The 13,588-nt window shown below is 58.1% G+C and carries 12 protein-coding genes; 4 read left to right on the top strand and 8 right to left on the bottom strand.

Annotation, left to right across the window (positions count from 1 at the left end):
• Positions 1–58: 58 nt before the first annotated feature.
• Positions 59–1,240 (bottom strand): resuscitation-promoting factor, encoded by a 1,182-nt coding sequence (locus WMQ00_RS09830; protein ID WP_023021955.1) that lies wholly within the window; start codon positions 1,238–1,240, stop codon positions 59–61.
• 285 nt (positions 1,241–1,525) lie between these two features.
• The gene (locus tag WMQ00_RS09835; RefSeq protein ID WP_232212582.1) at positions 1,526–2,353 is read right to left on the bottom strand and encodes a TatD family hydrolase; all 828 of its coding nucleotides are present in this window, start codon (positions 2,351–2,353) and stop codon (positions 1,526–1,528) included.
• Between the two features lie 25 nt (positions 2,354–2,378).
• On the opposite strand from WMQ00_RS09835, the gene WMQ00_RS09840 reads away from it, so the two are divergent.
• Both WMQ00_RS09840 and WMQ00_RS09845 read left to right on the top strand, forming a co-directional pair.
• On the top strand, positions 2,379–2,873 hold the full coding sequence (locus WMQ00_RS09840) for a GNAT family N-acetyltransferase (protein ID WP_316359885.1): 495 nt from the start codon (positions 2,379–2,381) through the stop codon (positions 2,871–2,873).
• A 10-nt stretch (positions 2,874–2,883) separates the two neighbouring features.
• Positions 2,884–3,384, top strand: coding sequence for a GNAT family N-acetyltransferase (locus WMQ00_RS09845; protein WP_023021958.1), 501 nt, complete (start codon positions 2,884–2,886; stop codon positions 3,382–3,384).
• A 113-nt stretch (positions 3,385–3,497) separates the two neighbouring features.
• Here the strand turns inward: WMQ00_RS09845 and metG are convergent, their stop codons facing one another.
• The 3 genes from metG to rsmI form a co-directional block, all read right to left on the bottom strand.
• Positions 3,498–5,330, bottom strand: coding sequence for a methionine--tRNA ligase (gene metG, locus WMQ00_RS09850; RefSeq protein WP_284798969.1), 1,833 nt, complete (start codon positions 5,328–5,330; stop codon positions 3,498–3,500).
• A 151-nt stretch (positions 5,331–5,481) separates the two neighbouring features.
• Entirely contained in the window at positions 5,482–7,338 is a 1,857-nt protein-coding gene (locus WMQ00_RS09855; protein ID WP_340440991.1) for a BCCT family transporter, read from the bottom strand.
• Positions 7,339–7,585: 247 nt separating this feature from the next.
• Positions 7,586–8,440 carry a 16S rRNA (cytidine(1402)-2'-O)-methyltransferase gene (gene rsmI, locus WMQ00_RS09860; protein ID WP_340440992.1) on the bottom strand — a complete coding sequence of 285 codons (855 nt, stop codon included), beginning with the start codon at positions 8,438–8,440 and terminating at the stop codon, positions 7,586–7,588.
• 24 nt (positions 8,441–8,464) lie between these two features.
• Between rsmI and WMQ00_RS09865 the strand changes: the two genes are divergently transcribed.
• Positions 8,465–10,084, top strand: a complete 1,620-nt coding sequence (locus WMQ00_RS09865) for a dolichyl-phosphate-mannose--protein mannosyltransferase (protein WP_023021962.1) — start codon at positions 8,465–8,467, stop codon at positions 10,082–10,084.
• Positions 10,085–10,101: 17 nt separating this feature from the next.
• Here WMQ00_RS09865 and WMQ00_RS09870 read toward each other — a convergent pair whose 3' ends face one another.
• Both WMQ00_RS09870 and WMQ00_RS09875 read right to left on the bottom strand, forming a co-directional pair.
• On the bottom strand, positions 10,102–10,803 hold the full coding sequence (locus WMQ00_RS09870; protein WP_023021963.1) for a zf-HC2 domain-containing protein: 702 nt from the start codon (positions 10,801–10,803) through the stop codon (positions 10,102–10,104).
• Complete coding sequence (locus WMQ00_RS09875) at positions 10,790–11,203, bottom strand: DoxX family protein (RefSeq protein ID WP_023021964.1); 414 nt, start codon at positions 11,201–11,203, stop codon at positions 10,790–10,792. Before WMQ00_RS09875 ends, WMQ00_RS09870 begins: the two co-directional genes overlap by 14 nt.
• A 154-nt stretch (positions 11,204–11,357) precedes the next feature.
• Between WMQ00_RS09875 and WMQ00_RS09880 the strand changes: the two genes are divergently transcribed.
• The gene (locus tag WMQ00_RS09880) at positions 11,358–12,074 is read left to right on the top strand and encodes a DNA-3-methyladenine glycosylase I (RefSeq protein ID WP_023021965.1); all 717 of its coding nucleotides are present in this window, start codon (positions 11,358–11,360) and stop codon (positions 12,072–12,074) included.
• Positions 12,075–12,088: 14 nt separating this feature from the next.
• On the opposite strand, the gene sepX is transcribed toward WMQ00_RS09880, so the two are convergent.
• The gene (sepX, locus tag WMQ00_RS09885) at positions 12,089–13,486 is read right to left on the bottom strand and encodes a divisome protein SepX/GlpR (protein WP_239207980.1); all 1,398 of its coding nucleotides are present in this window, start codon (positions 13,484–13,486) and stop codon (positions 12,089–12,091) included.
• Positions 13,487–13,588 lie beyond the last annotated feature (102 nt).

The following is a 13,588-nucleotide window of genomic DNA, read 5'->3' on the forward strand; positions in this document are numbered from 1 at the left end:
GTAGAAGAGATGAAAAAGCCGCACACCACTTAGGTGTGCGGCGATAAAGCGCTTCAGTCTAGCGCAGGCCCAGCTTGGAAGTACATGCCGGCCAAGCGCCCCAACCCTGCGCCGCCTGCACCTTCTGTGCCACGGCAATCTGTTGCTCGCGGGAAGCCTGCCATGCCTCCGGTGCGTACTCGGTGCCACCGAATGCGGCCCAAGTGGATGGAGTGAACTGCAGGCCACCGGAGAAGCCATTGCCGGTATTGATAGCCCAGTTACCGGTAGCCTCGCACTGTGCGATGGAATCCCAGACGGAGCCATCGGCGACAGCCGGAGCAGCAGCACCAGAGTTACCGCCCTCCTCTGGCTTTTCTTCTTCGGCCTTCTTGGTGCCGCGGGCGATGGTGGCAGCCTTAGGCTCTACGGTCACCTTTTCTTTGATGACGTCATTAGATTCCTTGGCGCCGTCCTTCATCACCAGCTTGCGAGTGATAACGCGCTTGCCCTTAACGCCTTCCTCGCGGACCTCTTCGGTGCCCTCTTCCAGCTCCGGGTCATCAACAAAGTTAGGCTCGGCTTCGAACTCTTCCTCAGAGTCATAGGTCGTAGTGGAAACCTGATCCACCTTAATGGACATGCCATCGGTAACCTTGGTGTCCTTGGACGGGAAGACACGATCATCGTCATCAACGTCGATATTGCGCGCCTTAAGAACGTCCTCGACGGTCTTAGCAGCAATCTTGGTATAAGTTACCTTGCCACCATCATTAATCTTGACGATCTTCGGGGAAACGACCTCTAGGTCCATGCCCTCTTCCAGCTGGGCATCCTGGTCCACGTCAGCGTCACCGGACTTGACGGAAGCGCCCTTGGCCACGCCGCTCAAGTTACCCAATAGGTCAGAAACGGTGAGGTCGGTGGTGGACAACTGCTGCTGCACGCCGTCGATAGTCACGGCCACCGGCTTGGCGGTGCGAACGGAGATCTCATCGCCATCGCCCACAGACTCGGACGGTGCCGGGTAGACGATGTCTTCCTCGCTCACCTGAACGCCAGCTGCCTCCAGCGCGCCGTCAACGTCTTTGGCAAAGGTAGCCAGTTCCACCTTGTCGCCGTTAACGTCGACGGTGACATCCTTTTGTGCCGCAACGGCAACGACGCCGCCCACGGCCAAGGTACCCAAGACGCCACCCGTTGCCAGACGCAGTGGCAGCGAGCGGGAGTTATTGATGCGCTTGATTTGATGAGGTGACATGCTGAATGAATCTCCGATAGTGCAGGTTTCAACAATTATTAGAGTTTAGGCCAGCAAGAATTTCCGCGCAGGCAATTGCATTGCTCAGATCTGCTGCTGCCGCACCGTGGGCGGCGCTGCGGATCCCTAAAACCTAAACGAACGATTAATAACAATACGATAACAGCAACATAAAGTCGAGAACCAATCCGCCACATGCCTCACTGAGCACACAACCGCCACACCAAACACCCACGCCACCCCTGGCCAGCGGGTTTTGAAATTGTGAAAACCATCACCCAGGAGTTAGCCCAGGCCGTAGACGCGGTCAAAGGTTTCGTTAACCTCCGCCGCTAGCGCCTGCACCGTCTGGTGGCGTACACGGGCGATGCATTCATATGTGTGCCCGATAAGAGCCGGTTCATTGCGTTGGCCGCGGAAGGGTTCTGGCGTCATATACGGTGCATCAGTTTCCACCAGCAGCTGGCCGGCCGGCGCCTTGGCAGCCGCCCGCCGCAGCTCGGCGTTGCGCTTAAAGGTTACGTTGCCGGCAAAGGACAACACGTAGCCGCGCTCCAAGGCCTCCTCTGCTACCTTCAGCGGCGAGGAGAAGCAGTGCAGCATGACGGTGTGGGGAGCGGGGGCGTCGGCAAGGATGCGCAGCAAGTCCGCATCCGCTTCGCGGTTGTGGATCATCAGCGTCTTGCCATGGCGCACTGCAAGGTCAATATGCCACCGCAGGGATTCCTCTTGCTGGGCCATGGTCGCGGTGGTCTCTGGCTCATGCTGCACCCAGTACGCATCCAGTCCTGTCTCCCCCACCGCGACGCAGCGCGGATCCGCCACCATCTCTTCCAGCGCTGCCTTGGTCGGCGCATCCAACTCATTAGCGCGCACTGGGTGGATGGCACAGGCAGCATAAACATCCGGGAAGGCATGTGCAGTCGCCAGAGCCGCTGCCGATTCGCGGCGGTCATCACCAACCGTCACCATGCGGCTGATACCGGCGGTGCGTGCGCGATTCACCAGCACTTCATCGGTGTCCTTGTGCGAGAAAAGATGCGTGTGCGCATCAATAAGGCCACTGAGGCCCGGTGCCGGAACGGGAGTGGGTCGTCGCTTCTTTTTAGCCATGCACGCAATTGTAATATTGGCTGCCATGTTGATCAGACCCGCCGGCCTTGCGGATGTGCCCGCCATGACCGAAACCCTCAACTGGGCCATCGCACACACCGACGCCATCTTCCGCGCTACCCCGGCCAGCATCGCAGAGCGCGAAGACTACCAACGCGAGCTGTGGGAAAAGGACTGCCCATGTCTCGTCGCGGAGTCCGATTCTGGCGACTACCTGGGGTGGGCGCTCTACCACCCCTACCGCGATCCGCAGGTATGGACAGGCTGTTATGAAACCACCATCTATCTTTCCCCCACCGCTCAGGGCCAAGGCGTAGGCACTGCTTTACTTGGCGCCTTGGTAAAGGCGGCGCGCGCCGATAAAAAGGTTCATTCGCTGCTCGCCCTCATCGTCTCCACCAATGCGGCATCACTTAAGTTGCATGAAAAGTTTGGGTTTGAAAACGTGGGTATTCTTAAAGAGGTTTGCTACAAGTTCGATCGTTGGCTGAGCCTCACCCACCTACAACTTCTGGTGTAAAGGAATTTCTATGCATATCCGCCCTGCCGAGCTTGCCGACGCCCCCGCGCTCACCGCCATCTACAACGCCGGCTCCGCAGCGAAACCCGCCGCCAACTTGGTCACCTGGCAAGAAGATGTGGCTGACCGTGAAAAGTGGCTCAAGGAGATGTTTGAGGCCGGCTCCCCGGTCTTCGTAGCCGTACACGATGATGAAATCATTGGTTGGGCCGCCTATTTCCAGTTCGTGACCCCTGCCATCTATTACGGCACCGTCGAAGATTCCGTCTACATTGCTCCCTCCGCCCAGGGCAAGGGCGTAGGCTCCGAGCTTCTCGACGCCCTCATGGACTACGCCGCTGATGACAGCTACGTACAGACGATGATCACCTATATCGTCGATACCAACGAAGGCTCTATCGCCTTGCATAAAAAGTTCGGCTTTACCGAGACCGGCCGTATGCCGAATATCCATACCAAAGACGGCGTCCGCCTCGGCCTGGTACACCTCCAGCGCGATTTCCAGCGCTAACCGCCAGGTTTTTCCCCGCCGCTCCGCGCCCCTCAGCACTGGAGCACACAAATAGCCGCGTTATGCCCTTAACTTCCTAAAAATCGGGCGATAACGCGGCTATTTATATGGTGTTACTTGGAGACAGGCGCCCACTCTGGACCGGTTTCACCCAGCTCTGGGTCCAGCTTGGAGACGAGCGGCTTAGGCTTTGTCAAAGCGGTGCCCGGCTCTACTTGGATGCGCTCCCACTTCGCCTGCTGCTGGGTGTAGTCACCCATGATAATCGGATATTCGTGGCCCTCTGGCGGTAAACCAGCGCCCACGAGTTCTACCGGAATATCGTCCTTGACGTCGTGTACCTCCGGCTGGGCGGCCCACACGCCGCTGCGGCCCAAGGTTTCGTGCACCTTCTGCGCGGTAAACGGCAGGTAGGGCGTGAGCATGACATTGCAGTCAGAAACGACTTGGAGGGCGGTCCACAGCACGGTGGCTAGACGCTCGCGCTGAGACTCATCCTTGGCTAGTTTCCATGGCTCCTGGTCTGCAATATAGGCATTGGCCTCGCCGACGACGTGCATGATAGCGGTAATCGCCTGCTTAAATTTGGACTGCTCCAGCAAACCACCGGCAGTGTCGAAGGTCTCCTCCGCCAGCTGCAGGATTTCTTTGTCCTTTTCTTCTAATGCTGCTGGTGCGGGAACCTCTCCGAAGTTCTTAAAGGCCATAGATACGGTGCGGTTGACCAAGTTACCCCAGCCATTTGCCAGCTCATTATTGATACGGCGAACGAACTCATCCCAGGTAAAGTCCGTGTCATTGTTTTCAGGGCCAGCCACGGCAATGAAGTAGCGCAGGGCGTCAGGGCCGAACTCCGCCAAGAAGTCCTTGACATAGATGACAACACCCTTGGACGAGGAGAACTTGGATCCAGACATGGTCAAGTACTCGGAGGAGACGATTTCCGTAGGCAAGTTGAGCTCGCCGTACTTGTGGAGTTCCCCGCCCTTGTTGCCCTTACCGGCATAGCCCAATAGCTCGGCCGGCCAGATCTGGGAGTGGAAGGTGATATTGTCCTTGCCTTGGAAGTAATAGTGGCGGGCGTCTGGGTTCTGCCAAAAGTCCTTCCAGGCCTCGGGCTGACCGGTGCGGTACGCCCATTCGATGGAGGAAGACAGATAGCCGATGACCGCATCGAACCACACGTAGAGTTTCTTGGCGTTATTGTCCTGCCAGCCCTCGACGGGGATAGGAATTCCCCAGTCAATATCGCGCGTCATGGTGCGCGGGCGCATATCTTCAAGCAGGTTCAGGGAAAACTTCAGTACGTTCGGGCGCCAATCTTCGCGGGTAGAAAGCCACTTTTGCAGCTCATCCTTGATGGCTGGCAGATCCAGTAGGAAGTGTTCGGTTTCGATGAATTTCGGGGTCTCACCGTTGATCTTAGATACGGGGTTGATAAGGTCCACGGGGTCGAGCTGATTGCCGCACTCATCGCATTGGTCACCGCGGGCGCCATCCGCACCGCAAATTGGGCAGGTGCCCTCGATATAGCGGTCCGGCAGGGTACGTCCGGTAGACGGCGAAATAGCGCCCTTGGTGGTCTCTTTGAGCATGTAACCGTTGGCATACAGGCCTTTGAACAGCTCCTGCACCACGGAGTAGTGGTTACGGGTGGTGGTGCGAGTAAAGAGATCATAGGACAGGCCAAGGTTGGCCAAGTCAGTAACGATCTGACGGTTATAGCGGTCTGCGAGCTCACGAACGGAAACGCCCTCTTTATCCGCCTGTACCAATAGCGGAGTGCCGTGCTCATCCGTACCCGAGACCATGAGTACGTTGCGGCCACGCATTCGCTGGAAACGTGCAAAGACGTCGGAAGGAACACCAAAACCGGCCACGTGTCCGATGTGGCGCGGGCCGTTGGCGTAGGGCCAAGCAACATTAACTACTACAGACTCAGTCATGGGTTCTACTTTATCGAAGCCGACTCCTATACACACGATTAGGGCAGACATTTCTCCCGCAGGTGAACTGCATTTTCAGCAGAAAGCGCCCACCGCTTCCCTACCACTAAGGAAACAATGGGCGCTTTAGAGCAGCCGCGAAGAAAGCGATTTACTTCCGCTTCATCGGGTGCTTCAGGCGTTCGTTGCGGCGCTTCTTCAGAACCTGCGTGCGCTGGTACTCGCGGTGCAGGCGGCGCTCGCGGGCCATCTTGCGCTGGAACTGCTGTGCCTCGCGGTATTCGAGGTAGATAACATCCTCGCTCAACGCCTTGTAGATGGCGAACATCAGTCCAACCACGATGAACAGGAATGGCAGTGCAGCAACGATGGTGACGTTCTGCAGGTTAGACAGTGCATCCTCATTGGCCAAGAGCAGGGTCAGGCCTACCAAGGCAGTCAATCCACCCCACGCGGCGGAAAGCCACGGCTTAGCAGTAGCGGCACCATTTTGGGACATGGAGCCCATCACCGTGGACGCGGAGTCTGCCGAGGTAACGAAGAAGGTAGCCAACAGGATTGCTGCAACGATGCCGGCAACGAAACCGCCAGGCATGGACTGCAGGAGGTTAAACAGCTCTTCCTCGGCAGATTCGCCGGTGATGGATTCGCCGTTTTGCTCCATGTGGATGGCGGTGCCACCGAAGATAGCGAACCACAGGGTGGATACGCCGGCTGGGATGAGCAGGACGCCCAAGCAGAATTCGCGGACGGAACGGCCGCGGGAAATACGAGCCAGGAACATGCCCACGAACGGGGACCAGGAAACCCACCAAGCCCAGTAGAAGATCGTGTAACCGGAAAGCCACTCAGCGGCGGCGCCGTTTTCGGACTCGGCGGTGCGGCCGATCATCTCGGTGAAGTAGTTGAGGTAGCTACCAATGGAGCCAGGAATCTGGTTCAGGATGGTAACGGTCGGGCCCAAGATGAACACGAAGATCGCCAACACTGCGGCGAGGACCATATTCGCATTGGAGATATACTGAATGCCCTTGCCCACGCCGGACATCGCAGACAGGATGAACGCGAGGGTCAGAACCAACACAATGCCGATAACCACGGAGTTGGTGGGATTATCGATGATTCCGGATGCCTTCAGTCCGGCCTGAATCTGCAGGGCACCCAGGCCCAGGGAGCAGGCGGTGCCGAAGACGGTGGCGAAGATAGACAGGATGTCAATGAGCTTGCCCACTGCACCATTAGCATTACGCTCGCCAATCAGCGGCACGAAAGCCTGGCTCAACAACTGCTTACGGCCGATGCGGAAGGTGGAGTATGCAATGGCCAAGCCAACGATGGCATAGACCGCCCAAGGGTGCAGCGTCCAGTGGAACATTGCATAGGCCATGGAAGATCCAACGTTGCCGGTGCCCTCACCTGGGGTGCCGTCACGGTAGTTAGCTAGCGGCTCGGAGGCACCATAGAACATCAGGCCGATGCCCATACCGGCGGCAAACATCATGGCGATCCATGAGGGCGTGGAAAATTCCGGCTCCTCATTAATGCGGCCCAGCTTGATGGAGCCGAACTTGGAGGCGGCAATGAAGACAACGAACACCACAAAGACGGTGCCGAAGAGAATGTATGCCCAACCAAAGTTGTCGACTACCCAGGTCAGGGCCGAAGCGGAGAAGTTGGCAAAGTTATCCGGGGCAGCCAAACCCCAGACGACGATCGCGGCAACAAGCACGCCGGCGATGCCGACGATGGACCAATCGATTGGCATATTGTCACGATCGGCCGCAATTTCTACCTCAGGATCGTCGTAGCGCTCCGGGTGGAAACCGTCGGAGTGAATCATATCCTGCAGCTGGCCGGTGGCAGATTGTGCGTCCAGCTGTTCGTCTACAGTCTGATAATTCTCAATAGGCTGCTCGCTCGAAGAAGCCGAAGCCGGCTGCGCATGTGCGCCGACCGGTTCCTTTCCTTCTTCTGGCACGCCTGTGCCCATATTTTCCGAGTTTGTCATGAACTATACAGTGGTGCGGAACTACTCAATTATCAAACGAAGCAGTAAGAAACTTCGCTGCTCAGCGCCATTTCCCAGGAATTTTCCACGCTAATTTGAACAGTTTTTACGCTTCATTTCCCCATGTAAATAGCGCTTTAAGCCACCCACACGCCCGAGCACTATAACAATTCAGTTACAAAGTTTGCTTTAGTGAAGCCATCTGCGGGTACCAAAAGTTGTGACTTAATCAGCACGTCGATAGGGGCTAGTCCTTGCGAGCTGCTAAAGCGGCGTCATAAAGCTCGCGGTTGGAAACCTCGGTGTCTTTCGCTACCTGCTTACAAGCATCCTTTAGCCGCATCCCCGCCGCCGCCAATTCCATCGCCTGGGGAACCAAATCTGCGGCGGTAGCGGCCGCGGCGGTTCCGCCCTCGATCACCACAGTGATTTCTCCCCGTGCCCCTCCAGCCGCCCACTCGGCCAACTCTTCCAAACTGCCGCGCCGGACTTCCTCATAGGTTTTAGTAAGCTCCCTGCACACCGCTGCCGGGCGCTGGGCGCCGAGGATATCCGCGGCCTCGGCTAGAGTTTCGGCTACCCGGTGTGGGGATTCAAAAAAGACGATGGCGCGCTTTTCGTTACGCAGTGACTCTAACCAGGCCTTGCGAGGTCCGGGCTTGCGGGGAGGAAAGGCGTCGAAGAGGAAGTGACCCACGCCGAGGCCGGACAGCGCCAAGGCCGTTGGGACGGCAGAAGGGCCAGGAAAACAAGTCACGGGAATATCCCGGTCAGCTGCTGCAGCCACAATAGACAGTCCTGGATCAGAAATGATGGGCATGCCGGCATCCGTAACGACGAGGACGGTGCCGGCTGCGGCGGCGTCGATAAGCTGCTGGGCTCGGTCCTTTTCATTGTGATCAAAATTGGACACCACCCGCCCGGAAATCTCGATGCCCAAAGCTTGCGCCAAGTTCCGCACGCGCCGCGTATCCTCGGCCGCAATGACGTCCGCATGCTGCAAGGCATGCATTAAACGCGCGGAGGCATCTCCCACGTTTCCCAGCGGCGTGGCGGCGAGGATGACCCCGCGCGGTAGTGGATCCAGACCTGAAACAGACATATCTCTAGCATTCCATACTCTCTAATGCGCGGGCGCGGTGCCTTGTCGCCTAGACTCAACCAAGTGACTATTGCTACCGCTGCCCCATCGCGCACCACGCACGACACTGTGGCCCCGCCAGCGCCCCGCACCTATCAGTGGGGCAAGGCTGACTGGATAAGCACTAGCGTCGTTGGCGTACTCGCGCTCATTACCCGCTTTGCCGGATTGACCGCGCCCGTATCAAAGGGCACTCCTGTCTTTGATGAAAAGCACTACGTTCCGCAAGCCTGGGACATGGTGCGAAGCTGGGATAACCTCTTCATCGGAGGTATAGAATCCAACCCCGGTTATGGCCTGGTGGTTCACCCACCGCTGGGCAAGCAGATTGTGGCGCTGTCCGAATGGGTCGCTGGCTATTCCCCACTGGGCTGGCGTTTTATGACTGCCCTCTTCGGCGCAGCCACCGTGCTCTTGACGATGTCCCTGGCCCGCCGCGTCTCTTTATCCTGGCAGGTAGCAACCCTGGCTGGCCTCATCGCCGTCTTTGATGGTGTGCTTTTGGTCTCTTCCAAGTTCGGCATGTTGGACATTTTCCAGGTCTTCTTTGTTGTCTCGGCCGCCTGGGCACTTGCTCGCGATCATAATCAGATGCGCGAGCGCCTCCACAGCGCTTTCCTTAAAAATCGTTTGGGCTCCTCCGCCTTCGGACCACGCTTTGGATTCCGCTGGTGGCGACTCCTCGCGGGCGTCTGTCTTGGCCTTTCCCTGGGGGTGAAGTGGTCCGGCCTGTACTTCATCATGTTCTTTGGCCTCATGTCCGTCTTTAGCGATCTTGCCCTGCGCAAGCGCTATGGCGTACGCCGCTACATAGTGGGCACCCTCGTGCGCGATACTCCTGCTGCCCTAGCCTCCCTCGTACTGGTGCCGGTGCTGCTCTACGCCTGGACCTGGCGAGCGTGGTTTTCCTCCGAAACCGCCGTGTACCGCCACGCCAAAGTAGATGGAACGATCGAGGATGGATCGTGGCTGATGCACCTGCCTGAATCCCTGGCAGGCTGGTTCTACTACCATTCCTCTGTCCTAGAATTCCACGCCAGCCTGACTTCCTCCGGTGGCCACCACCACCCGTGGGATTCTAAGCCTTGGGCGTGGCTGGTAGCCGCCCGCCCCATCTTGTACTACTCCTCCACCGACCTGCAATGCGGTGATGGCAGCAACGAGTGCCGCAAGATGCTCTACCTTTTTGGCACGCCGGCTATCTGGTGGCTGGTCATCCCGGCCGTCCTGTGGGGACTGTGGTCACTTATCATTCGTCGCAATCGCAGCTTCCTCATCCCCTTGGTGGGCTTTGGGGCAGGTTTCTTGCCCTGGCTTGCAGCCTTTGACCGCCAGATGTACTTCTTTTATGCCACTGCGTTTATCCCCTTTGTCATCGTGCTCATTGCCTTAGCACTCGGCCAGCTCATCGGCCATGGCAGGCCAGTGCAGTGGGGATGGCTCAAGAGTTTGGCAGGCGGCCCTGTACGCTGGGGAACAATCGCCGCCGTGTTCTACCTAGCCCTGGTAGTGGCGATGTTCTTCTATTTCTCTCCCATTTTGTACGGCTACAAGATTCCAGATTCTTGGTACCACTCCATGATGTGGCTGCCTAGCTGGACCTAGCCGCACGAAAGCGGGGCTTATTGAGGTTGTGCGTTGAGGGACTTCCACCAGGCGCGCACCAAGTAGCCCTTTTCTGCCGCCCAAGCCCACGCCAAGCTGAAGGTCGCCAGCGCGGTAGCGATAAGAAAATATACCTGTTCGATGGTTACGGTGCCCAGCGCAATATCGCGCATGCCGAACCCGAAGAGGAAAGCAAACATCGTGGCCGAGACCGGGAGCAGGCCGGTAAGCGCTGCGGGGCGCCAGGCACTAAAAAATAGGCCACAGGCCATGCCAAAGCGTACGGCTGCGCCTTCCATCAACAGGTTGGCTCGTTCCGGATCCGCCGTGGGATCTAAAACCTTTCCTTCCTCACCCAACGGTACGAGCCCGGAGGAATGGACGATGAGCGCTACTGCCCAGAGTGCAAAGATGGCGCCCATGAGCACCATGGCGGCACGCGCAACCGTCAGGTTGGCCTGGCGAGCGCTCGAGGTGCGCCGCCATTCCGGCTCCACACCGGCCAAAATGACTTCGGAGAGATCCGTTGGCGGCGCCATACCGGATTCCGCAGGCTCCACAAAACGCAATGATCGCGAAAGCGCGGCCGCCTTATCGCGAAAGGCGCGGCATTCGGCGCAGCTTTCCAAGTGTGCATCGATTACGTCCTCTGCCAGATCTGAGTGCTCACCGTCCAGCTGCGCAGAAATCGCCGCTTGGACTTGGCTATGCGTCAACATTGCTGAGCACCCCGTCCATGCTGGCTCGACCGGAGCCAAAAATCACGATCATCAATAAGGACATCAGCAATACCAGTGGGTATTCGATTCCGCCTTCGGCAGCAAAAAGACCATGTCCCAAATGCACAAAGTACAGTGCGCACCCCATCAGCAGGGCAAGCGCGCCGGCCACAAAAGTGGTGAGCAAACCGACGACGAGGAAGGCGCCCCCAACCATCTCCCCGATGGCGGCGATATAGCCGGAAAGCTGTGGCTGCGGCACCCCAAGGGCGGAAAATTGCCCCACGGTTTCGTCCATGCCGGTCATAAACATCTTGTCCACGCCGTGTGCGATAAAGATTAATCCGAGGACCGCTCGAAAAATAAGCAAAGCGGCATCGCGTACGGCAGGTCTATTCATGCTGAACAGATTACCCTGAACCCCTCACCCGATGCGAAGGCAATGGCCTACGCCCATACTGCTGGGAATTTCGCCCTTTGCCGGGGAAGGAACGGCATATAGTCACGCGGACTGTTTCAATGGGAACCAGGCAGAAAGATTAAAGGAGAACACCATGAGCAAACCAGCTACGCAGTCCGCAGAGCGCACCGCCTTAGTCTATGACGATGATGGACTTGGCCGCCCGCCTTGGGCAATGTCCTCGCCGATGTTGAAGGAGTATTACGACACCGAATGGGGCCTGCCTATTTTTGATGAAGCAGCTCTTTACGAGCGTTTGAGCCTCGAGTCTTTCCAATCCGGGCTTTCCTGGGCGGTGGTTTTGAAAAAGCGCGAGGCCTTCCGTGCGGCTTTTTGCGACTTCGATCCTGAAAAAGTCGCTCAATTTACCGAACCGGATGTTGAGCGATTGCTTGGCGACGCCTCCATTATTCGCAACGAGACCAAAATCCGCGCCGCCATCACAAACGCCAAAGCCACCATCGCCCTACGCGAAGAGGGCGGGCTGGCGGAGTTCATTTGGTCCTTCCAACCGCCGGAGAACCTCTACCCCACCGCAATGGAAGATATTCCGAAAAAGAGCTACGAATCCAAGTTGATGTCACGCGAACTCAAGAAGAAGGGCTTCCGCTTTGTCGGCCCCGTCACCTGTTTCGCACTCATGGAGGCGATCGGCATGATTGATACCCATCTCATCGGCTCTCACCGCCGCGGAACCTCCGGGGTATGGCACGACAGCGGTGTGCCGCATTATGGCCTAGCGCAGGAATACAACGCGCTCACGAACCCGCGGTCAGCGCCTTCCACTGAACTCCGGAACGCGGCCTGCTAAGTCGGCACCAGTTCCTATCCAGCGCGACGGGCTGCTAGGTCATCGCGCCGGCTATAGCCGTCGGGCCCGGCGTGGGGGCCATCAAAATCGCCGTCTTCCCCATCGTTATAGCGCAGCGGAAGGTGCACAAAGTCAGGGCTTTCGTCATCGATCTCCACGATCACAGCGCCTGGGCGGCGCAAGTTGCGCGGAATCTTCAAAGCTTCATCCTCTGCGTTGCGCACGCCCAAACGGGCGCGGCGCAAGTGGCGCACACGGCGGCGCATCAGGGCTCGCTCCTGACGGACCTGAGCGCGAAGAGCCATCAGATAGACAACGGTGAGCGCACCGGCCACCGCAGCCAACCACCAGGTCCAGCCGCCGGCCACGATCCCCAGGGCCACCGTGAGTACCACGGCCACGGCTAGGCCCAGCAGGGTGCGCTGACGGCGCTGGTAACGAGTAACAGACTTTTCCTTTTCTGCTACCGGGTCCCAGCCGCCACGGCCCATGCGACGCTGCGCGAATTCCACCTCATCCTCGGACAGGTTGGTATCCATACCGGCGTCGTCTGCTGCAGCGGTTTCCATGAGTTCCCCAGAGTCCTCGGCCTCTGCCTTGTCCACGGATACCGGCTCAGCGTCAGCCGCAACTTCCGAATCGGCAGAATCCTTCTCAGCGACCTCGGCCTTATCTACGGCACCGGGGTACATAAGGTCCACCGGCGAGGTATAAGTCTCGTCGTAGTCATAGGCATCACTCGCCACGGTAGAGACTGCGGGAGCGCTAAAGACCTCTGACTCGGCGGCAGCAATATCGGTAGAGTCATCTTTTGCGGCCTGGTCTGCGGCGTCTTCCTCGTCCTCAAGAAGTACGTCATCGGCATCATCGAATTCGGTGTCGTCACCAACTGCCGCCGTATCAGCCTGCTGGGAGGCTGGGACCGCGACTGCTTGGGGCTGAACTGCAGAATCGTCGCCTTCTACAGTCGCTTCCTCGACCAGTTCGCCGTCGATAGTATCTGCTTCTGGCTGAGTGTCCTCACCAGCTGCGGAGGAAGACGCCGCAGAAAACGCACGGCTGCCGGTACCGAAAGGCTGGGACTTAGCGCGGCGGGCAGCACCGGCAATAGTCACGGAGCGCGAAGAGGGCTTAGTAGCCTCGGCATCCGACTCATCCACGCCGGTGTCTGCGGCCTCTACTACTTCATAGTCCGCCTCGTCCTGGTCCTCGCGGCGGTGCACATCATCGGCACGCAGGCGTGGACGCCGGCGGCCAGCGACCTTGCCAGAATCTCCTTCAAAAAGGACGCGAGTATCTTCAAAGGCCTCACCAGTATGGCTCATTGGGCGGTTATTCCTACCCAGAATCCATGGTGCGAGGACGAAGAGCCACACCACGATGATCGCGATAACCGGCACAGCTGTCGACACGAAAAGGACCTTCCCCTTGAATACAGATGATTACTCCACTCTAAACGGTGAAACCGCACCATAGCACCCCAAATTCCCACAAATTACAATGTTGTGACTTCT

Origin of the sequence: Corynebacterium sp. KPL2825, assembly GCF_037908445.1 — a bacterium.
In the GTDB taxonomy this organism is placed as follows: domain Bacteria; phylum Actinomycetota; class Actinomycetes; order Mycobacteriales; family Mycobacteriaceae; genus Corynebacterium; species Corynebacterium kefirresidentii.

Bases quoted from the DNA above. Each gene is read 5' to 3' on its own strand.
- metG (WP_284798969.1), bottom strand. From the start codon at position 5,330: ATGACTGAGTCTGTAGTAGTTAATGTTGCTTGGCCCTACGCCAACGGC.
- WMQ00_RS09855 (WP_340440991.1), bottom strand. From the start codon at position 7,338: ATGACAAACTCGGAAAATATGGGCACAGGCGTGCCAGAAGAAGGAAAG.
- WMQ00_RS09845 (WP_023021958.1), top strand. From the start codon at position 2,884: ATGCATATCCGCCCTGCCGAGCTTGCCGACGCCCCCGCGCTCACCGCC.
- WMQ00_RS09875 (WP_023021964.1), bottom strand. From the start codon at position 11,203: ATGAATAGACCTGCCGTACGCGATGCCGCTTTGCTTATTTTTCGAGCG.
- WMQ00_RS09835 (WP_232212582.1), bottom strand. From the start codon at position 2,353: ATGGCTAAAAAGAAGCGACGACCCACTCCCGTTCCGGCACCGGGCCTC.
- WMQ00_RS09830 (WP_023021955.1), bottom strand. From the start codon at position 1,240: ATGTCACCTCATCAAATCAAGCGCATCAATAACTCCCGCTCGCTGCCA.
- WMQ00_RS09865 (WP_023021962.1), top strand. From the start codon at position 8,465: ATGCGCGGGCGCGGTGCCTTGTCGCCTAGACTCAACCAAGTGACTATT.
- WMQ00_RS09870 (WP_023021963.1), bottom strand. From the start codon at position 10,803: ATGTTGACGCATAGCCAAGTCCAAGCGGCGATTTCTGCGCAGCTGGAC.
- WMQ00_RS09880 (WP_023021965.1), top strand. From the start codon at position 11,358: ATGAGCAAACCAGCTACGCAGTCCGCAGAGCGCACCGCCTTAGTCTAT.
- rsmI (WP_340440992.1), bottom strand. From the start codon at position 8,440: ATGTCTGTTTCAGGTCTGGATCCACTACCGCGCGGGGTCATCCTCGCC.
- WMQ00_RS09840 (WP_316359885.1), top strand. From the start codon at position 2,379: ATGTTGATCAGACCCGCCGGCCTTGCGGATGTGCCCGCCATGACCGAA.